15 protein-coding genes are annotated in these 19,637 nt (G+C 66.9%); 11 read left to right on the top strand and 4 right to left on the bottom strand.

Features of this window, described 5'->3' with window-relative positions; translation table 11 throughout:
* Nucleotides 1-35: 35 nt before the first annotated feature.
* Both ASC91_RS27745 and ASC91_RS27740 read right to left on the bottom strand, forming a co-directional pair.
* Nucleotides 36-1,310 (bottom strand): ATP-binding protein, encoded by a 1,275-nt coding sequence (locus tag ASC91_RS27745; protein ID WP_056205347.1) that lies wholly within the window; start codon nucleotides 1,308-1,310, stop codon nucleotides 36-38.
* Nucleotides 1,307-2,041 (bottom strand): response regulator, encoded by a 735-nt coding sequence (locus tag ASC91_RS27740; RefSeq protein ID WP_056205345.1) that lies wholly within the window; start codon nucleotides 2,039-2,041, stop codon nucleotides 1,307-1,309. Before ASC91_RS27740 ends, ASC91_RS27745 begins: the two co-directional genes overlap by 4 nt.
* A 145-nt stretch (nucleotides 2,042-2,186) precedes the next feature.
* On the opposite strand from ASC91_RS27740, the gene ASC91_RS27735 reads away from it, so the two are divergent.
* From ASC91_RS27735 to ASC91_RS27705, 7 genes are all read left to right on the top strand, one after another.
* Nucleotides 2,187-2,633, top strand: coding sequence for a DUF2147 domain-containing protein (locus ASC91_RS27735; protein WP_056205343.1), 447 nt, complete (start codon nucleotides 2,187-2,189; stop codon nucleotides 2,631-2,633).
* Nucleotides 2,630-3,757, top strand: a complete 1,128-nt coding sequence (locus tag ASC91_RS27730; protein ID WP_056205339.1) for a cytochrome c biogenesis protein/redoxin — start codon at nucleotides 2,630-2,632, stop codon at nucleotides 3,755-3,757. Before ASC91_RS27735 ends, ASC91_RS27730 begins: the two co-directional genes overlap by 4 nt.
* A 7-nt stretch (nucleotides 3,758-3,764) precedes the next feature.
* A complete protein-coding gene (gene dapF / locus ASC91_RS27725; protein WP_056205337.1) occupies nucleotides 3,765-4,604 on the top strand; it encodes a diaminopimelate epimerase in 840 nt (279 codons plus the stop codon).
* Complete coding sequence (locus ASC91_RS27720; RefSeq protein WP_056205335.1) at nucleotides 4,601-5,311, top strand: DUF484 family protein; 711 nt, start codon at nucleotides 4,601-4,603, stop codon at nucleotides 5,309-5,311. The genes dapF and ASC91_RS27720 overlap by 4 nt, the downstream gene beginning before the upstream one ends.
* Nucleotides 5,308-6,231, top strand: a complete 924-nt coding sequence (locus tag ASC91_RS27715) for a tyrosine recombinase XerC (protein ID WP_157282207.1) — start codon at nucleotides 5,308-5,310, stop codon at nucleotides 6,229-6,231. The genes ASC91_RS27720 and ASC91_RS27715 overlap by 4 nt, the downstream gene beginning before the upstream one ends.
* On the top strand, nucleotides 6,228-7,751 hold the full coding sequence (locus tag ASC91_RS27710; RefSeq protein WP_157282205.1) for a hypothetical protein: 1,524 nt from the start codon (nucleotides 6,228-6,230) through the stop codon (nucleotides 7,749-7,751). The genes ASC91_RS27715 and ASC91_RS27710 overlap by 4 nt, the downstream gene beginning before the upstream one ends.
* A gap of 79 nt (nucleotides 7,752-7,830) precedes the next feature.
* Nucleotides 7,831-9,012 (top strand): class I SAM-dependent rRNA methyltransferase, encoded by a 1,182-nt coding sequence (locus ASC91_RS27705; protein WP_056205328.1) that lies wholly within the window; start codon nucleotides 7,831-7,833, stop codon nucleotides 9,010-9,012.
* A gap of 55 nt (nucleotides 9,013-9,067) precedes the next feature.
* Here the strand turns inward: ASC91_RS27705 and ASC91_RS27700 are convergent, their stop codons facing one another.
* Together ASC91_RS27700 and ASC91_RS27695 are read right to left on the bottom strand one after the other, a co-directional pair.
* Nucleotides 9,068-10,021, bottom strand: a complete 954-nt coding sequence (locus ASC91_RS27700) for an NF038122 family metalloprotease (RefSeq protein WP_394326343.1) — start codon at nucleotides 10,019-10,021, stop codon at nucleotides 9,068-9,070.
* 202 nt (nucleotides 10,022-10,223) lie between these two features.
* Nucleotides 10,224-10,694, bottom strand: coding sequence for an Lrp/AsnC family transcriptional regulator (locus tag ASC91_RS27695; protein WP_056205325.1), 471 nt, complete (start codon nucleotides 10,692-10,694; stop codon nucleotides 10,224-10,226).
* 132 nt (nucleotides 10,695-10,826) lie between these two features.
* Between ASC91_RS27695 and glmS the strand changes: the two genes are divergently transcribed.
* The 4 genes from glmS to ASC91_RS27675 all read left to right on the top strand — a co-directional run bounded on the left by glmS (nucleotide 10,827) and on the right by ASC91_RS27675 (nucleotide 19,507).
* Entirely contained in the window at nucleotides 10,827-12,686 is a 1,860-nt protein-coding gene (gene glmS, locus ASC91_RS27690) for a glutamine--fructose-6-phosphate transaminase (isomerizing) (RefSeq protein WP_056205323.1), read from the top strand.
* Between the two features lie 633 nt (nucleotides 12,687-13,319).
* Nucleotides 13,320-14,015, top strand: a complete 696-nt coding sequence (locus ASC91_RS27685) for a FadR/GntR family transcriptional regulator (RefSeq protein ID WP_327082895.1) — start codon at nucleotides 13,320-13,322, stop codon at nucleotides 14,013-14,015.
* A 593-nt stretch (nucleotides 14,016-14,608) separates the two neighbouring features.
* Nucleotides 14,609-16,270, top strand: coding sequence for a hypothetical protein (locus tag ASC91_RS27680; RefSeq protein WP_157282203.1), 1,662 nt, complete (start codon nucleotides 14,609-14,611; stop codon nucleotides 16,268-16,270).
* Between the two features lie 141 nt (nucleotides 16,271-16,411).
* Nucleotides 16,412-19,507 carry a TonB-dependent receptor gene (locus ASC91_RS27675; RefSeq protein ID WP_056205316.1) on the top strand — a complete coding sequence of 1,032 codons (3,096 nt, stop codon included), beginning with the start codon at nucleotides 16,412-16,414 and terminating at the stop codon, nucleotides 19,505-19,507.
* The last annotated feature ends 130 nt before the right edge of the window (nucleotides 19,508-19,637 follow it).

Here is a 19,637-nt window from a genome sequence, read left to right as displayed (position 1 = left end):
GATTTGGCGGGCGCGCGCTTCCTCAAGATGCAGGGTCAATTCGCGGGCAGACTCAGCCGCGCCTCCAGGCCGCCACCCTCGCGCGGCAGCAGCTCCAGCGTGGCGCCCAGTGCCTGCGCGAGGCGCTGCGCAATCGCCAGGCCCAGGCCGGTGCCGCCGCTGGCGCGGTTGCGCGAGGCCTCCAGGCGCACAAAGGGCTGCAGCGCGGCCTGGCGCTGGTCGGCCGGGATGCCCGGGCCGCGGTCCAGCACGGCGATGCGCAGCTGGCTGTTGTCCAGCGTGACGACCACCTCCGCCGCGCCGGTGAACTTGACGGCGTTGTCGACCAGGTTGCCGACAACGCGGCGCAGCGCGCGTGGCCGCGTCGTCACCGGCGCAAGGGAAGAGGGCGCTTCAAGGCTGACTTGCTGGCCCGCGTCCTGGCCGTCGCAGACCAGGCCGTCCAGCAGCGCGACGAGGTCCACCGCCTGCGGCGCTTCCTCGGCCGCATGCGCACTGGCCGCGTAGTGCAGGCCCTCGGCAACCAGGCCGCGCATCTCGTCGATGTCGGCCAGCAGCTTGTCGCGCGTGTCGGTCTCGGCCAGCAGTTCGCTGCGCAGGCGCATGCGCGTCAGCGGCGTCTGCAGATCGTGTGTGACGGCGGCGAGGATTTCGGAGCGCTCGCGCAGGTGCCCGGCGATGCGGGCCTGCATGGCATTGAAGGCGCGCGCTGCGGAGGCCACCTCGCGCGGGCCTTCTTCGGGCAGCGGCTGGGCGGCGAGATCGGCGCCGAGGCCATCGGCGGCATCGGCCAGGCGGCGCAGCGGCCGCGTCGCCAGCCTGACAGCCGCCGCGCCGCACAGGGCCAGCACGGCGATCTGCGCGGCCAGTAGGGCCAGCGTTGCGCCGGACAGCTTCAGCCGTGGCGGCTGGGCGCGCAGCGTCAGCGCGCTGCCGTCGGCCAGCTTCAGCGCGAACACCAGTTCGCCATCCGGCCTTGCACCGGCCGTGCCGATTCGCGCCGAACCCAGCTCCGCGGCCAGCGTTTGCGTGAGAGACAGCGCCAGCTCGTCGGATGCCAGGGCGTCCTGCGGCGCGCCGAGTTCGTAGCGGTAATTGGGCCGCGCCAGTCTCGGCAACCAGGCGGCACGCTCGGCCTCGGGCAAGCGGTCCAGCACGGCGACGGCCGTGGCCACGTCGCGGCCGAGGTAGGCGTTGAGCATGCGGCCCATCACCTCGCCGCGCTCGGCCAGCCAGGCCAGGCTGGCCAGGCCATAAGCCAGCAGCAGGCCGGCGATCAGCAGGCCGGCGATGCGGCTGGCCAAGCTCATTCCACGGCCTCGACATCCGCGCAGAACACATAGCCCTCATTGCGCACCGTCTTCAACAGCCGGGCCTCCTTGGCATCGTCGCGCAGGCGGCGGCGTAGGCGGCTGACGAGCAGGTCGATAGAGCGGTCGAAGGGGTCGGCGTCACGCCCCTGCGTGAGGTTGAGCAGCTGGTCGCGGCTGAGGATGCGCTGGGGGTGGTCCAGCAACGTGCGCAGCAGGCGGTACTCGCCGCCGGTCAGCGGCACCAGGGTGCCGGCGGCGTCCAGCAGATGGCGGGCCGCCGTGTCCAGCACCCAGTCGTTGAAGGCCAGACGCCTGGCCTGGCGCTGCGGGCTTGTGCGCGGTGGCAGCTGGCGGGTACGGCGCAGCACGGCGCGGATGCGGGCCAGCAATTCGCGCGTCGCAAAGGGCTTGGCGAGGTAGTCGTCGGCGCCCATCTCCAGGCCGAGCACGCGGTCGGCCTCGTCGCCGCGCGCCGTCAGCATCAGCACGGGCAGGGGCTCGACCTCGCGTGCGCGCAGGTCCCGGCACAGCGACAGGCCGTCCTCGCCGGGCAGCATCAGGTCGAGCACGACGAGGTCGATTTGCTCGGCGGCCAACACGGCGCGCATCTCCCGGCCCTGCGTCGCCGTGCTGACGCGATAGCCCGCGGCGCGCAGATAGTCGGCCAGCAGCGTGAGCAGCTGGCGGTCGTCGTCGACGAGCAGCAGATGGTCGGGGCGCGGGTCCATGGCGGCCACGATAGCGGACGGGACCCGCTGTTTTGTATCGCTCTTTGTCTGTGCGGCCGGCGCGTGTCCACCGGCGACACATCGACATCGCGGTGATACCGCTGCCGTCTGCAATGGCACCTCCTTCACTACTGACGAGGTGCTCATGCGAAACCTTCTGCTGATCCTCCTGCTCGCGGCCGGTGCGGCCCGTGCCGATGCCGACCCGCGTGGCCTGTGGCTGACGGCCAGCGGCAACCTGGAAGTGCGCGTCGCGCCCTGCGGCGCGGCCCTGTGCGGCAAGGTGGCGCGCGTCATCGCCAACCAGTCCATGAGCCGGCCCGGCGAGGCGATGGCGGCCGATGCCCAGCCCGCCCAGGAGGGCATGGACGTCCTCAGCGATTTCCTGCCCTCCGAACGCGAGACCCAGCCCGATGGCCGCAGCGCCGTCACCGAATGGCGCGGCCGCATCTTCAACCGCGAGAACGGCAAGACCTACGACTGCCTGATGTCGCTCGGCCCGACCGGCGAGCTGAAGCTGCGCGCCTATGTCGGCCTGCCGTTGTTCGGCAGGACCCAGACCTGGCAGCGTGTGCCGGGAGCGTCGCAATGAGCGCCGTGCTGCCCGTGGCGGCTGCGTTCGGTGCCGGCCTGGCGACCGTGGCCAGCCCCTGTGTGCTGCCGCTGTTGCCGGCGCTGCTCGGCAGCAGCCTGGGGCCTGCCGACCGGTGGCGGCCGCTGCTGACCGTGCTGGGCTTTGTCGCGTCCTTCAGCGCACTGGCCCTGGCCTTTGGCGCCTCGGCCAGCGTGCTGGGCCTGTCGGCCGGTGCCTTGCGCGATATCGCGGCCGTGCTGCTGCTGGGTTTTGGCCTGCTGCTGGTCTGGCCGGCGGGCTGGGAGCGGTTGTCGCGCCCGCTGGGCCGTGTGGCCGACTGGGCCCAGCGCTTCGGCCATGGTGGCGGGCGGCTTGGCGCCCTGGCACTCGGCGCCAGCCTGGGCGCGCTGTGGACGCCCTGCGCTGGCCCGGCCCTGGCCAGCATCCTGGCCTTGGTCGCCAGCGCCGGTGATTCGCAGCAGGCGGCGGCCCTGCTCATTGCCTACGCCGTCGGCGCCGGCGGGCCGATGCTGGCCCTGGCCTATGGCAGCCAGCGCATCGCGCAGGGCCTGCGCGCCTGGTCGGGCCGGTTGCGCCGGGGGTTGGGCCTGCTCGTCATGCTGATGGCGGGGGCCAGCCTCGCCAATGTCAGCTCCACCTGGGTCGCGGCTCTGGCCGGGCCGGCCGAGTCGGCCCAGGGCCAGGTCGCCGGCAAGCCCGCGCCCGAATTCGCCACCACCGGCGCCTGGATCAACAGCCCGCCGCTGACACTGCAGGCCCTGCGCGGCAAGCCCGTGCTCGTCGACTTCTGGACCTGGGACTGCGTGAATTGCCTGCGCAGCGTGCCGGTCATCGAACGCCTGCACCAGCGCTATGCGGCGCGCGGCCTGGTCGTCATCGGTGTGCACACGCCCGAGTTCGCCCATGAGCGGCCGCTGGACAGCGTGCAGGCGGCGGTGCGGCGGCTGGGCCTGCATTACCCGGTGGTGCAGGACAACGATTACCGCGTCTGGAAGGCCTTTGAGAACCGCTACTGGCCGGCCGCCTGGCTCATCGATGCCAAGGGCCGTGTCGTCTATCGCCACGAGGGGGAAGGGGGCGAGGCGGAGCTTGGAGCTGCCATAGAGAAGGCCTTGCGATAATCCCCTCATGAGATTGCGCTTCACCAAGATGCACGGCGCGGGCAATGACTTCGTCGTCATCGACGCAACGAAGCAGCCCTTCGCGCTGACCCCCGAGCAGATGCGCCTGCTCGGCGACCGGCGCTTTGGCGTCGGCTGCGACCAGATCCTCGTCATCGAACCCAGCCAGGACGCCGGCGCGGACTTCCGCTACCGCATCTTCAACAACACCGGCAACGAGGTGGAGCATTGCGGCAACGGCTCGCGCTGCTTCGTGCGCTACGTCGTCGATGTCGGGCTGACGGACAAGCGCGAGATCCAGGTCGACACCATGAACCGCCGCCTGCTGCTGAAGCTGCAGGACGACGGCCGTGTGACAGTGGACATGGGCGCGCCGGTGTTCGAGCACGCCGCCCTGCCATTCGATGCGAGCGGGCTCAAGCCCCATCTCGTGAACGGCTTCGAGCTCTGGCCCGTCGAGGGCGTGGAACTGGCCGTGCTGTCGATGGGCAACCCGCATGCGGTGCAGCGCGTTGACGATGTCGAGACGGCGCCGGTGCTGACCCAGGGCCCGCTGATCGAACACCATGCGCGCTTTGCCAAACGCGTCAACGCCGGCTTCATGCAGATCCTGAGCCGCGACCGCATCAAGCTGCGCGTTTTCGAGCGCGACGCTGGCGAGACGCTGGCCTGTGGCACGGGCGCCTGCGCGGCCGTCGTCGCCGGCATCCGCGCGGGCTGGCTCGACGAGGCCGTGGAAGTGCAGACGCGCGGCGGCCTGCTGCGCATCGAATGGGCGGGTGGACAGAACCCGGTGCTGATGACCGGCCCCGCAGTGAAAGTTTTTGACGGAGAGATCACGCTGTGAGTTCCAACCCGGCCGCTGACGCGGTGCAAGGCATCACCGAAACCGATATCGCCAACTACCTGGCGTCCACCCCCGGTTTCTTCGAACGCCACGCGGCGATGCTCGCCAGCGTGCAGCTGCAGCACCCGCATGGCGCACGCGCCGTGTCGCTGCAGGAGCGCCAGGCCGAGATGCTGCGCGACAAGATCAAGGGCCTGGAAATGCGCATCATCGACATGATCCGCAACGGCCAGGACAACGTCACCATCGCCGACCGCCTGCACCGCTGGACGCTGGCCGTCATGCGCGCGGTGGGCACGCCGGAGCTGCCCCATGTGCTGCTGGCCGAGCTGCGCCACCAGTTCATGATCCCGCAAGCCGGCCTGCGCTTGTGGGGCGTCGCTCCCGAGCATGAGGCCTCGGAGTTTGCCGCCTCGGTCAGCCCCGACGTGCGCAGCTTCGCCTCCAGCCTGAGCCAGCCCTATTGCGGCGTGAACTCCGGCTTCGAGGCGGCACGCTGGCTGGGCCTCAGCGAGAGCGGCGGCACGGCGACCTCGCTGGCCCTGATCCCGCTGCACCAGCCCAGCGCCAACGAGGACAAGCCCTTCGGCCTGCTGGTGCTGGGTTCGCCCGATCCGACGCGCTACACGGCTGAGATGGGCACCGACTTCCTGACCCGCGTCGGCGAGATCGCCAGTGCCGGGCTGGCGGGCTTGCTCGCTGCATGATGGAGTTGGCGCAGGACTTCACGGAGTTCTTGCAGCACGCCCGCGTGCAGCAGCGCCTGAGTCCGCGCACGCTGCGTATCTACACCGATGGCCTTGAGCGCCTGCAGGTCATGTTGGTCGAAGCTGCGATCGACGCACGCAATCTGAACATCGCCCAGGCGCGCCGTCTCGCGGCCCTGTTGCATCGTGAAGGCCTGGCGCCGAAGTCCATCGCGCTGCTGCTGTCGGTCTGGCGCAGCGCCTACCGCTGGCTGGGCCTGCAGGGCCGCGTCACGCTCAATCCCTTCGACGGCCTGCGCGCGCCCAAGGCGCCCAAGCCTCTACCCAAGGCGCTGGGTGTGGACGACGCGGTGCAGCTCGCCGCCTACGCGCCCGAGGTGGCGGCCGACCCGGTGCTGGAGGCCCGCGACCGTGCCATGGTGGAACTGCTCTACGGCGCCGGCCTGCGGGCGTCCGAGCTGACAGGGCTGGATGCCCAGGCCAGCGGCCAGGCCGCTGGCTGGGTCGACCTGCAGGCCAATGAAGTGCATGTGCTGGGCAAGGGCGGCAAGCGCCGCAGCACGCCGCTGGGCCGTGCCGCGGCCGAGGCACTGCGCACCTGGCTGGCGGTGCGGCCCCAGGTCGTGGCGGCTGGCGAGGCGGCGCTCTTCGTCGGCTCTCGGGGCAAACGCATCGCCGGCTCGACGCTGCGCGCCATGCTGAGCGCACGCGCCGTCGCGGCCGGCAGCCCGGCCCACGTTCATCCGCACATGCTGCGCCACAGCTTTGCCTCGCACCTGCTGCAGTCCAGCGGTGACCTGCGCGCGGTGCAGGAGCTGCTGGGCCACGCCCACATCACGACGACCCAGGTCTACACCCAGCTGGACCACCAGCATCTGGCGCGCATCTACGACGCCGCGCACCCTCGAGCCAAGAAATGAGATTCCAAATCACGGCTTTGGCCGCGTTGGCGGCCCTGTTGCCGGCCACGACCTGGGCCCTTCCCGACGACGCGCCGTTCGCACGCGTGCAAACGGTGCGCCCGGCCGCGGTCGAGGGCAATTGGACCAAGATGAAGATGCCCGACGGCGGCCGCACGGCCTTCGCTTCGATCAGCTACATGATGGCGTTGGACGAGGACTGGGGTTTCGGGCCGGGCGTCTATGGCGCAGCCAAGGGCAACTACGGCGGCATCTTCACCGTCGGCTTCACGGGCCAGCGGCGCTGGCGGCTCTCCGGCGACACGCATCTGGCCGCCAGCCTCTACGTGGGCGCTGGTGGCGGCCTGTCCAACCAGCAGCTGCGCTTCGGGGGCGGCCTGATGCTCAGGCCCGAGCTGTCGCTGCGCACCGAGGTGGGCGCCTGGTACACGGGCGTCGGCATCTCGCAGATCCGCTTCCCGAGCGGCAATGTGAAAAGCGGCGTGGGCCTGAGCTTTTCCCTCGGTCGATCGCTGGGCTTCCCCAGCTTTTCGCCGGACGATGCCGGCCGCCCGGGGCGCGCGACGCAACGCACGGGCCTGGGCTTCGACGAGATTGCCTTGACGGGCGGCTTCGAGAAGCCCCGCTCCGCCAGCCGTGACCGCAGCGGCAATCCGCTGACGCGCCGCATCGGCAAAGCCGGCGGGGAGCTGAGGCAATACATCGTCGACGGCAGCTGGTGGGGTATCGAGGCCGCCGGCGCAGCCCAGGGCGGCGCCGACGGCTATATGGAAGTGCTGGGCAACATCGGCCAGGACTGGGCCCTGTTCGGCACGCCGCGGCTGCGCGTGGGCGGCCAGCTCGGCGCGGGCCTGGGTGGCGGCGGCACGCTGGACACCGGCAGTGGACTGCTGCTGCGCGCCGGGCCGACGCTGCGCTGGCTCACGCCCTGGGGCCCCAGCGTGCGCCTGGATGCCGGTTTCACCTATGCGTCCAGCGGTTTCTACAGCGCGCCATACGTGCGTGCGGTGTTGGCGATGCCGCTGGACCGGTCTCCGGTCGCATTTGGCGACGACACGAGCAACGGCATCGTGCGCGTGCAGCAACTCGGCGCCAGCGTGCTGCATCTGCCGCGTGTGCGCTTCAAGGACGGCCGACGCGAGGCGGTCAGCCATCTGGCCGTCAACATGTCGCGCGAATTCACGCCGTATGTCTATGGATCGGCGTTGGCGGGCAGCGCGGCCGCGGGCAGCGCCGGAGCCTATTCCTTCGGGCTCGTCGGCCTGGGCTTGCAAAGCGACCCGCTGTGGGGCGGGCTGCGTGTCGGTGCGGAATGGCTGGTCGGTGCGGCTGGCGGTGGTGGCGTGCGGGTGGGCGGCGGCGCCGTGACGCAAGCCGAGCTGTGGGCGCAATGGCGGATCGGCGAACGGCTGCGGCTGCGCACCGGCCTGGGCGAGTTCCGCACCATGCGCGGCAGCAGCCAGTCAACGCCCGTGGTCCACATCGGCCTGAACTACGCCTTCGGGACGTTGCAGCGATGAACAGTTGCCCCCACGCGCCCACACGTCGTGTGGCCGCTGCCCCCCGAGGGGGCGCTTTTCATCTTGGGATGGCCCGGCGATGAAAAAGATCACGCTTCGCGCCGGCAAGGAGCGCTCGCTGCTGAAGCGCCACCCCTGGGTGTTCGAAAGTTCCATTGCTCGCGGCGGCGCCGACGCCGGCGAGACCGTGCGTGTCGAATCGGCCGACGGCGCCTTCCTGTGCTGGGCGGCCTTCAGCCCGCAGTCGCAGATCCGCCTGCGTGCCTGGAGCTTCGACGAGGCCGAGCGCATCGATGCGGTCTTCTTCAAGCGGCGCATCGAGCAGGCTGTGGCGATGCGGGCACGGCTGGCCATCGCCTCCGACGCCTGGCGCCTGGTGCATGGCGAGGCCGATGGCCTGCCGGGCCTGGTCGTGGACCGCTATGGCGACACGCTGGTGGCCCAGTTCGGCAGCACCGGCGTCGAGCGCTGGAAGGCCGTCATTGCCGACGCGCTGCTGGCAGCGACCGGCCTGACACGCCTGTATGAGCGCTCCGACGCCCAGGCCCGCGAGTGGGAGGGCCTGCCCGTGCAGACCGGGTGGCTGCGAGGCGAGGGAGAAACGGCGCTGACCATCCGTGAGCACGACTGGCGGCTGACGCTGGATGTGGCCGAAGGCCACAAGACTGGCTACTACCTCGACCAGCGGGACAGCCGCCGCCGCTTTGCCGACGCGGTGAAGCAATACGGCTGCAAGAGCGTGCTGAACTGCTTCAGCTACACGGGCGGCTTTTCGGTCGCGGCGCTCGCCGGTGGGGCAAGCGAGGTGGTCAGCGTCGACTCCTCCGGCCCGGCGCTGGAACGCGCCAAAGCCCATGTCGAGCTGAACGGCTTCGACGCGAGCTGCCACCAGGCCTGGGATGCCGACGTCAACGCCACGCTGCGGCGCTGCCTGGCCGAAGGCCGGCGCTTCGACGCCATCGTGCTCGACCCGCCGAAGTTCGCGCCCACGGTTGCCCACGCCGAGCGTGCCGCGCGCGCCTACAAGGACATCAACCGCCTGGCCTTCATGCTGCTGAGTGAAGGCGGCCTGCTCTACACCTTCTCCTGCTCGGGCGGCATCTCGCCCGACCTCTTCCACAAGATCGTCGCCGGCGCCGGGCTGGACGCGGGCGTGGACGGCTACATCATCGAACGCCTGTCCGCCGCGGCCGACCACCCGCAGACGGTGTGTTTCCCGGAAGGGGACTATCTGAAGGGCCTGGGGCTGCTGAAGCGCTGAGCTCGGGCAAAAAAAAAGCGGCCTCGCGAGGCCGCTTTGCATTGAGCGCGCAGATTCAGTCGCGCTTGCGGCGGCGCGCCATGCCGATGAGGGCCAGGCCGGCGAGCAGCAGGGCGTACTGGCTCGGCTCCGGCACTGCAGCGGCAAGGTCCCAGCCGATGGCGTCGAAAGCCATCAGGTCGCTGGCCGTGGCGTCATACGACTGGCCAGTGCCAACGAAGGGCCGCATCAGCGTGAAGGCGCCGATGCCGAAATGGCTGGCCTGCTGACCGTTGCCGTGTTCGACACCGGTCGAGAAGGGCTGGATGGATGTCAGGCCGCCATTCACCGAGAAATAGGGCGAGCCGCCCAGCGTCACGTCGCGCTGGCCGGCGGCGGAGTAGCGGAACATGTCCAGGGGCGTGTACCAGGGGGACGCCTCGAACTCGTTGGGTGCCCCGGACAGTCCGCATTGGGCGGTATGGCCCACGCAGAAGTCGATGGAATCGACGCCCGATGCGAAACCGAGGGCGTGGCCAATTTCATGCTCGGCCACGGTGATGAAGTCGACCTTGTTGGATGGCACACCGCCGTTGGCGCGGGTGAAGGCGAAGCTGCTAGCGAAGCCATTGGCGAATTCAATGCGTGCATCAGGATTGCTGGCGTTGGTGCCAGGATCCAGGCCCAGGGCCTTGAGGTTGGCCGTGTTGACGACGAACTGCTTGTTGTTTGTCGAGCCGTCGTTGTCGAGGCGGGTCGTCAGGTCGCCCTGGGTGGCCAAGAAGCTGAGACTGGAACCGGCCGGCAGGCTGGCGACGGCGAGGGCATCGGTCACCGACTTGGCATCGGTCGCGAGGCCACTGCGCAGCGAGCCGTAGTCAAGGACCGCCCGAGACGAGCCGGTCGACCCCAGGACGTTGGGGGCCAGGTCGCTGAAGGCGATGTTGACGTAGACGGTCACGTTGTCGGTGAGCTTGCCCGACCAATAGTTGGCCGCGGTCTGGAAGGCGCCCAGTTGCTCGGCAGACATCTTGGTCGTGCCAACGTCGTTCAGCACGATGTTGAGGGCCTGGGCGCTCGGGGCCAGGCCGGCGAGGCTCAAGGCCAGCGCGAACGCGGCGGGGCGGAAAGACTTGCGGGAAAGCATGGAAGGCTCCGGTCTGGGGGCGATCCAGGATTCTGTCGGCCCGGGAGCGTGGTTTGCCCCCGGGCTCGCGGGGGGGCATATGAAGTTAGGGGGATGGCAGTCCGATTCGCGTCTCGAACTTGGCCCGCTTCACGCTGAAGAAGGCCTTGATGTTGCGCACATTGGCATCCTGGGTCAGCAGCCGTTGGGTGAACGCCTGGTAGGCCGGCATATCGGCCAGCTGCACGACGAGCACGAAGTCCGGCCCGGGCGACACCCGCCAGCACTGTTGCACGGCCGCCTCCTGCACCGCCCGCGCCTCGAAGGCATCCAGGTGCTCGGCGCCCTGGCGGTCCAGCGTGATCTCCACGATGGCTGACAGGCCGGCGCCGAGCTTGTCAGGCGACAGCAGGGCTACCTGGCGTTCGACGATGCCGGCCTCGACCAGGCGCTTGACGCGCCGCAAGCAAGTGGCAGGCGACACGGCGACGCGCGCGGCCAAGTCCTGGTTGCTCAGCGATGAATCCGTCTGCAGGGCCTCCAGCAGACGCAGGTCGATTGCGTCTAAATCAGTCATTAATGTTGAATATTTGAACGAATATTTCTCAGTGGGTGGATCGGGAAATTTTCCTTCATTTTTTGAGAAATTTCGCACCCATTCGCCACGTCGGTCTCCCTACGATGCACGCATTCCCCAACGGAGACCTCCATGTGCGGCATCGTCGGCGCGGTCAGTCAGCGCAACATCGTTCCCATCCTCGTTGAAGGCCTCAAGCGCCTCGAGTACCGCGGCTATGACTCGTGCGGTGTGGCCGTGCACCAGGACGGCGGCCTGAAGCGCGCCCGCAGCACGTCCCGCGTGGCCGAACTTCAGGCCGTGGCCGACCAGGACGGCATCTCCGCTGGCACCGGCATCGCCCACACGCGCTGGGCCACGCATGGCGCACCGGCCGTGCACAACGCCCACCCGCACTTTTCGCCCGGCCCCAATGCGGGCGTCGAGAGCACAGGCCGCATCGCGCTGGTCCACAACGGCATCATCGAGAACCACGACGAGTTGCGCGCCGAGCTGAAGTCGCGCGGCTATCAATTCACGAGCCAGACCGACACCGAGGTCATCGCCCACCTGATCGACCACCTCTACAGCGGCGACCTGCTCGACGCCGTGCAGCAGGCCCTGCCGCGGCTGAAGGGTGCCTATGCCGTGGCCGTGTTCTGCCGCGACGAGCCGCACCGCGTCGTGGCCGCCCGTGAAGGCTCGCCGCTGGTACTCGGCGTGGGCGAAAGCGAGAACTTCGTTGCTTCCGACGCGATGGCCCTGGCCGGTGTGACCGACCAGATCGTCTACCTGGAAGAGGGTGACGTCGTTGACCTGCAGCTCGGCCGCTACTGGCTCAGCCGGCTGGACAAGACAACGGGCCGCTATCAGTCAGTGGAGCGGGAGGTCAAGACCGTGCACGCCCACAGCGGCGCTGCCGAGTTGGGGCCGTATCGCCACTACATGCAGAAGGAAATCTTCGAGCAGCCCGTGGCCATCGCCAACACGCTGGACGCGGTGACCGGCATCAGCCCGGAGCTCTTCGGCGATGGTGCCTATGGCATCTTCAAGGAGGTCGACAACGTCCTCATCCTGGCCTGTGGCACCAGCTACTACTCGGGTTCCACGGCCAAGTACTGGCTGGAGAGCATCGCCAAGATCCCGACCAGCGTCGAGATCGCCAGCGAGTACCGCTACCGCAGCAGCGTGCCCAACCCGCGCACCCTGGTCGTCACCATCAGCCAGAGCGGCGAGACGGCCGACACCATCGCCGCACTGAAGCACGCCCGTTCCTTGGGCATGAAGCACACGCTGACCATCTGCAATGTGTCCACGAGCGCCATGGTGCGCGAATGCGAGCTGGCCTACATCACCCGTGCCGGCGCCGAGATCGGCGTGGCCTCCACCAAAGCCTTCACGACCCAGCTTGTCGGCCTCTTCCTGCTGACGCTGGCCCTGGCGCAGACGCGGGGCCACCTCAGCGAGGCAGACGAGGCCGAGCACCTGAAGGATCTGCGCCACCTGCCCGTCGCCGTGCAGGCCGTGCTGGCCCTGGAGCCGCAGGTCATCGCCTGGAGCGAGGAATTCGCGCGCAAGGAGAACGCGCTGTTCCTCGGCCGCGGCCTGCACTACCCGATCGCGCTGGAGGGTGCGCTCAAGCTCAAGGAAATCAGCTACATCCACGCCGAGGCCTACCCGGCCGGTGAACTGAAGCACGGCCCGCTGGCCCTGGTGACGGCCGAGATGCCGGTGGTGACGGTGGCGCCCAACGACGCGCTGCTGGAAAAGCTCAAGAGCAACATGCAGGAAGTGCGCGCCCGCGGCGGCCAGCTTTATGTCTTCGCCGACGGCGACACCGCCATCGAAAGCGAGGCCGGCCTGCACGTCATCCGCATGCCCGAGCATTACGGCGAACTCAGCCCCATCCTGCACGTCGTGCCGCTGCAGCTGCTGGCATATCACACGGCCTGCGCGCGGGGAACGGACGTCGACAAGCCACGTAACCTGGCAAAAAGTGTGACTGTCGAGTAGGCGCGCTGGTGCTGTTGACGCCACCAGTTGTGATGTTGTCGCCGACCGAACTTTGAGCCAGTGGCTCAGTTTTCCGTCGGCGACAACACTCGGCGCTCTCAATGCGTCGCTGCGGTCCCTTGTGCGCCGACACGTGGACCCCGCGGCGCCGATGGGTTTCCCCTAATTAGTTTGACGGCCGATCGAACTATGATGGCGGCACGGCATTGTCGCAATTATTTTCGCCGATTGATTCGGCGCCGAATCAAGCCCAATTAGGTGGTTTGGAGCGGAACCAGCAGCGTACAGCCGCCGGTTTCCGCCGCCAGCCGCGTCCAACGCACTCTTTTGTCAGGCGGACCAGCCCATGTTTGACCTCACCCCTAGCGCCCGGCTGGCCAACCCGCATGCCCTTGGAGGCGTCGTGCGCACACCAGGCGGTAGTTCTGCGGCTAGGACCGACCACGTGGAGGGCTGGCCCGAATTCACATCCCTGCCACCGATGGGCCGGACTGGATGGCCCCCAGCCATGGTGACCAAACTCGCCGAAAACTTCGCTGCAAGTTCTGCAGTTTGAGCGGCTGCCAGTTATTTCAGAAATAGGAGTTCACGGAGGCCATGTCATTTCATCATCGGAGCGTCGAGCCCCGTCGCTTGTACGAGCAGATCGCCGATCGGATCAGGGCGCTGATAGAAGCCGAGGGCCTGGTCGAAGGCGCACGGCTTCCCGGTGAGCGCGATCTGGCCTCGCTACTCGGCGTGTCGCGGCCCTCCCTCCGTGAAGCGCTGATCGCGCTGGAGATAGACGGGCGCATCGAGATTCGCGGCGGATCGGGCATCTACGTCTGCCCGTCTGGCCGTCGCAGCGAAACTTCTGCGCTGAGCTTGGGGGACAGCCCGGAGGAACTGCTGCAAGCGCGAGTTGTACTGGAGAGCGCGGTGGCCACGCTCGCCGCCGCTCGCGTCAGTACGTTAGGGCTGCATCGTGTCGAGGAGGCTCTTGAGGCGATGCGGGATGGGCTCGCCAGAGGATATAAGCCAGTCGAGGCTGACCGACGATTTCATCTCAGCATCGCCGAACAGGGCGGGAATTCCGTGCTGGTTGGAATGGTCGGTGCACTGTTCGACAGTCGGCATAGCCCGATTTCAGCGCAGATGAGTGTGCGCGTGGAAACGGAGCGCAGTTGGCGGTCTGCCCTGGACGAACATGAGGCGATCCTTCGGGCGCTCAAATCGCGCAATCCGCAAGCTGCGGCGGCGCAGATGTGCCATCACCTCCAGTCTTCCCATAGGCGCTGGATCGGCGAACCGACCGAGCCCTCCACCGAGGCGGCGCTCGCATGGGCGTGATCCCTGCTTCGGCGCCCAAAGAGGGTCGGTCGGGCTCGTGTGATTTCACGCCCCGAACGGGATGTTGGGCCTGCGTCGCCGATGGGTTTCCCCTAATTAGTTCGACGGTCGATCGAAATATGATGCTCGCGCGGCATTTGCCGCAATTATTTTCTCCGGTTGATTCGGCGTCGAATCAAGCGCGATTTGGTGGCTTTGGAGCGGAACCAGCCCCATACGGCCGGCGTCCTCTGCCGCCAGCCACGTCCAACGGACCAGCCCATGTTTGACCTCACCGTAAGCCCCCGGATGGCCGAACTGCGTGTCCTTGGAGGTGCCGTGCGCACCTCGGGCGGTGGTTCTGGGGCTAGGACCGGCCGTGTGAAGGGCTGCCTCGAATTCACATCCTCCGCCACCGTTCGGCTGGGGTGGATGAGACCCAACCACGGTGAACAAGCACGCCGATGGGGGGCTTTTTTACTCGGAAATAGTTCGTTCAACGCCCGAACCAAATGGCTTGGGTTCGGCGAGACGGGCCCGAGCTCAAAGGAGCGCTCTCGCTGCAAGTTCTGCAGTTGAGCAGCTACCAGTTATTTCAGAAAAGGAGACAGAACGTGACGAAAAAGTCGATTCCACACGCCAAGAAGTTGACCGCTGTAGCGGCATGCGCTTTTTTGGCCGCCTGCGGGGGCGGAGGGGGCGGAGATAGTGGTGGAGGGTCTGAGGGGCGCTTCCAGGCCATCAGCTTCAAATATCCGGGCGGCAACACCTTGTTGAACGGCCCGACCGCGTTGTCCGCAACAGCCACTTCCGGGTTGCCGGTCAGCTTCCGTACCGGCACGCCCACCACCTGCACGGTGGCGGACAAACAGGTGACCCTGGTGGCTGCAGGAGACTGCCTGGTCATCGCGAGCCAACCCGGCGGCGTTGGCTCGGACGGCACCGTATGGGCTGCTGCAGACGATACGAGCCAAGTGTTCGTCGTGTTGAAGCATGCACAACGCCCGCTGGTGCCGGTGGGCATCGTTCTGCGCGGAGCGGCTCCCGTCAACATCACGCTGCCAGACAAAACTGACGCTGGCATGCCGGCAACCTACACGGCGACGAAGACGCCCGAGGTTTGCACGGTCAGCGGCACGACGCTGAAAGTCCTGCAGCAAGGGTTCTGCACGCTTGGGGTGACGGCGGCGGAAAATGACTCATACACAGCCATGCCCGAGGGGCAGGCCTTCATTGAAATCGGCGCCTTGCCGCCCGCGGTGGTTCCGTTGGGCGGCGCGACTCAAACAGTCGTGCTGGGCACGGTCGATGCCAATGGCAACGCCCTGACGTACGCAAGCACCACGCCCACGGTTTGCACGGTGGCCGGCAATGAGCTTCGTCTGACCGCCAAGGGTAGCTGCGCGGTGACCCTGTCCAGCGCAGCGGGCACTTCTGAGAAGCTTCAGGTGCTCGCCGACCCGCTGTTGGTGTCTAGTGGGTTTGCGCCAGGCAGCAGCGTCGGCTGGACGGAGTCCTACAGAACCTGGCAAGGCGGTCGTGTGTCCGTCAACCCCTGGAGCAGCACTCTGGCCGCGGGCTGGGAGCGGTGTAACGCCAATGCCGACGATGGCACAAGTGTGGAGAACTGGTGCTACAGCAAGGTCTCCGACGACGGGTTGTCTCTCGTTTCTTCACTGCACCTTCCCGAGAGCAGGTGGACCCCGGGTAACTGGAATTACGGCTTCAATCGCATCGACATCTTCTCGCCTTGGACCATCGGGTTCAAGACGGATGACGACACCCTCAACGGGCTGAAGGTGACCAACGAGAAGACGCTCAACTTCACCCTGGGCGTCAATGCCGAGCTCTTCGCGGCTGCGAAGCCCATCGTCGTGCACCTGGATCTGGGCAAGAGCAATAAAAACAATTGCAACGTCGCTCTGAGCACCTTGGTGTGGGTCCCGAAGGCGGGGATGGTCAGCTACGCCGTGCCTCTGGACAACTTTGCGGTCACTGAGTCGTGCGGCCTGCCGGACATCACCAAGGCTTCGCTGGACGACGATGTGCGCAAGCTGCCGAATCCGTATGACAGCACGGGCGCCCCCGTCAACGAAGCCGCGTTCAAGGCAGCCCTGGACAAGCTTGCGGCCTCGCGTGCCTCGGCTGCGACGCTGCTGAAGTCCTCCACCGTGGTGCGCACGCGCTTCTGGCTGATGGACATCAACTTGGACAACAAGACCGACGGCATCACTGCCTCCGACTTGACCCTCAAGGGCCTCATCTACTTCCAATAACCCAGTTCGCGCGCGGCGTCGCGTGCCGGTGGCCGGTCTCCCGTGTTGATCGGGCAAGTGCCACGGCATCCGATGCCGAGAAGGCGAAGCCGCCCACACGGGCGCGCTGCCGCCGACTCATCGAAGGAATACGGAGACACCATGAAAAAACAATTCCGCACCACGGCCATCCATCGCGGCATGGTCCACATGATGCTGCTGACCGTCGGCAGCGCCGCGCTGGCGCAGTCGGCGGCTGAAAAGCCGGCAAACCTGGAAACCGTCGTCGTCACCGGTCAGCGCGCAGCGCTGCAGTCGGCGCAGAAGATCAAGCAGAACGCCGAGGAAATCGTCGACTCGGTCGTCGCCGAAGAGGCCGGCAAGCTGCCGGACAAGTCGATCACCGAAGTGCTGCAGCGCGTCGTCGGCGTCGTCATCGACCGCAACAAGTCGCGCGGCGACCCGGAGCACTTCTCCGTCGAAGGCTCGGGCATCAGCGTGCGCGGCCTGAGCTGGGGCTCGTCGCTGCTGAATGGCCGCGAGTCATTCTCTGCCGGGTGGCCGGGCCGCGAGCTGAGCTGGGGCGACATCCCGCCTGAGCTGATGGCCGGCGTGGACGTCTACAAGAACCCCTCCAGCGAAATCATCGAAGGCGGCGTCAGCGGCACGGTGAACCTGCGCACGGCCTTGCCCTTTGACTACAAGGTGACCAAGGCCTACATGTCGGCGGGCAACAACTACGTGCAGCGCTCAGGCAAGAATTCGCCCAGCCTGTCGGGGCTGTACACCACGCAGTGGAATACGGACATCGGCCGTGTGGGCGTGCTGCTGGATGTGTCCTACAACCACACCAGCTTCCAGAACGAGAGCCTCCAACTGGACGCCTACTACCCCCGTACCGACCTGATCGAGGGCAAGGTGGCGTGGGCGCCGAAATCGGCCTCGTTCCGCAACAACACCGGCGACAACGAACGCGCCGGCTTCTACGGCGCGCTGCAGTGGAAGAAGGACGGCATGGACTCGTCGCTGACTTATTTCGTGTCGGGCACACGGGAGACGGGCAGCGAGCAGGGCTTCTACACCGGTATCGAGAACGCGTACAAGTCGAAGATCGACCCCGCGACAGCGAAGTACGACGCCAACAATGTGCTGCTCTCGGGCAAGTACACCTATCCGACCGGGCCCGGGGCGAACGACTTCGAGGCTGGCGGCCTGGGCTTGCAGATCACGCGCGGCTGGAACCAGACCACCTCGAAGACCGGTGAACTGGCGTGGAACTTCAAGTGGGCCGTCAACGACAACTGGCTGCTGCAGAACGACGTCCAGTGGGTTCACGCGAAGAACGATTCGGTCGGCCGCAACCTGCAGTTGGGCACTTTCGCGCCAAGCATGGGCATCGACGTGTCAGGAAAGGGCCCGTTGCGCCTCGAGTTCGACCAGGCCGCCACGGATTTCCTGGCCGATCCGAAACACTATTACTGGAACCTGATCATGCCGAGCGCCAGCAAGGCCGACGGCGACTTGTACGCATGGAAGGCAGACGCGCGATACCGTTTCGAGGACAACCCCATCCTGCGTGACATCCGTGTCGGCGTGAGAGCCACCTACCGCGTGGCGCGCCGCTACGAACCCACGGGCAATGGGTGGAGTTCCATTGCCGAACCCTGGGACGTCAAGCAGAACGTCGTACCCGGTCAATATCCCCCAGACAACGGCCAGGGGGGCCGGCGCCCAAGCTTCGCGTACCTGAAAGATGCGAAGTACCAAACCGTCCCGGTCGAAGTGTTCAACTTCGGCAGCTTCTACGGGGGCAAGGCGGGCTCGCTGCCGAACATCGTCATGCCGACGGTCAGTGCCGTGCGCGACTATCCGAACACATACGGCAAGTTGCTCAACGACTACCGCTACCAGCAATGCCTGGACGCCAAGGCGCAGTACCCAGGCGTGGAATGCGACTTGAAGAAGGACTATCAGAACTTCAAGGAGCTGGTTTACGACAACGACCCGTCCAAAACCAGCACGCACAGCGAACAGACCGATGCCGTCTACGCCACGCTGCGCTTTGGCTTCGACGATTTGAAGTTCCCGATCGAAGGCAATGTCGGCGTGCGCGCCGTGCTGACCCACGACGTCTCGCACGGCTACACAGTTTTCGATCGCAAATACGACTCGAATACGCCGCCGCACCTGCCGCACTTCGACCAGATCAATCAACCGATCGACGTGCAGAACGAGTTCTTCAAGGTGCTGCCGTCGCTCAATCTGAAGATGAACTTCACCGACAGGTTGCAGGCGCGCCTGGCAATGGCCCAGAGCATGAACCGGCCTGGCTTCAACCAGCTGGGTGAGTACATCAAGCTGTTCCAGAACTACGACGAGCAGAAAGGGACGCTCACCTACACCGGAGAGAACACCGGCAACGTCAAGCTCAAGCCGATCACGGCCAACAGCTACGACCTGGCGCTGGAGTGGTACCCGCGCGACGGCCAGTCCATCACGGGCACGGTGTTCCATAAGGATGTCAAGGACGTCATCATGAACAGCGTCTACAGCCGTGCCTACAACACCAACACCGGCACTCCGCAGCTCTTCGCGATCACCGGGCCGGACAACGTGGGCAAAGCCAAGGTCAGTGGTCTGGAGGTTGCGGGCATGACCTACCTGGACAAGCTCGCGTTCCTGGAAGGCGTGCTGCCGGAGTGGGCCAAGGGCATCGGCGTGTCGGTCAACTACACCTACATCGATGCCAAGCAAAGCCTGTACAAGCAGATCTACAACCCCTACTGCGATGCAGGCAGAGCGACGACGAATGGCACGCTGCACCTGTTCGGCTGCGACACGAACGGCCTGCCGTTCACTGATCTGCCGCTGCCCTACATGGCCAAGAACGCGGCCAACTTCGTGCTGATGTATGACCGCGGTCCGCTGTCGGCGCGGCTGGCCTACAACTGGCACAGCCGCATCCTGCAGGCGGCGGATGCCAATGGCACGCGCGGCGACGACGCGACGAGCGCGGACCCGTCGCGCCCAGGTGCCCGGGATGTGGGCTGGGGCCTGCCGGTATGGCAGGAGGCTTTCGGCCAGTGGGACGCCGGCGTCAACTACAGGGTCACCGACGCGCTCGGCGTGTCCCTCAACGTGACGAACCTGAACAACGTCATCGTCCGCCAGACGCAGCAGCAGCACATCGGCGTGATGGGACGCGCGTGGTTCTATCCGGGCCGCAGCTACTCGCTGAGCGCACGTTACGAGTTCTGACGCGGTCCCTGACGCGGCGTAAGCAGCATGCCGCCTGGACGGACTGTCCGGGCGGCATGCCCACTTGCGTGGGTCGGCGCCGCGTGGCCAGAGATGGAAATGATGGACGTCGGCGCAGATCATTGATGGC

The sequence above is a fragment of the Pelomonas sp. Root1237 genome (genome assembly GCF_001425055.1).
Lineage (GTDB): Bacteria > Pseudomonadota > Gammaproteobacteria > Burkholderiales > Burkholderiaceae_C > Pelomonas.
The sequence above is the reverse complement of the archived record's forward strand: the minus strand, read 5'-3'. Positions and strand labels throughout refer to the sequence as shown.

What these genes read in the sequence shown, in the direction of transcription:
- ASC91_RS27745 (WP_056205347.1), bottom strand. Translation starts at nt 1,310, where the DNA reads ATGAGCTTGGCCAGCCGCATCGCCGGCCTGCTGATCGCCGGCCTGCTG.
- ASC91_RS27740 (WP_056205345.1), bottom strand. Translation starts at nt 2,041, where the DNA reads ATGGACCCGCGCCCCGACCATCTGCTGCTCGTCGACGACGACCGCCAG.
- ASC91_RS27735 (WP_056205343.1), top strand. Translation starts at nt 2,187, where the DNA reads ATGCGAAACCTTCTGCTGATCCTCCTGCTCGCGGCCGGTGCGGCCCGT.
- ASC91_RS27730 (WP_056205339.1), top strand. Translation starts at nt 2,630, where the DNA reads ATGAGCGCCGTGCTGCCCGTGGCGGCTGCGTTCGGTGCCGGCCTGGCG.
- dapF (WP_056205337.1), top strand. Translation starts at nt 3,765, where the DNA reads ATGAGATTGCGCTTCACCAAGATGCACGGCGCGGGCAATGACTTCGTC.
- ASC91_RS27715 (WP_157282207.1), top strand. Translation starts at nt 5,308, where the DNA reads ATGATGGAGTTGGCGCAGGACTTCACGGAGTTCTTGCAGCACGCCCGC.
- ASC91_RS27710 (WP_157282205.1), top strand. Translation starts at nt 6,228, where the DNA reads ATGAGATTCCAAATCACGGCTTTGGCCGCGTTGGCGGCCCTGTTGCCG.
- ASC91_RS27705 (WP_056205328.1), top strand. Translation starts at nt 7,831, where the DNA reads ATGAAAAAGATCACGCTTCGCGCCGGCAAGGAGCGCTCGCTGCTGAAG.
- ASC91_RS27700 (WP_394326343.1), bottom strand. Translation starts at nt 10,021, where the DNA reads ATGTCTGCCGAGCAACTGGGCGCCTTCCAGACCGCGGCCAACTATTGG.
- ASC91_RS27695 (WP_056205325.1), bottom strand. Translation starts at nt 10,694, where the DNA reads ATGACTGATTTAGACGCAATCGACCTGCGTCTGCTGGAGGCCCTGCAG.
- glmS (WP_056205323.1), top strand. Translation starts at nt 10,827, where the DNA reads ATGTGCGGCATCGTCGGCGCGGTCAGTCAGCGCAACATCGTTCCCATC.
- ASC91_RS27675 (WP_056205316.1), top strand. Translation starts at nt 16,412, where the DNA reads ATGAAAAAACAATTCCGCACCACGGCCATCCATCGCGGCATGGTCCAC.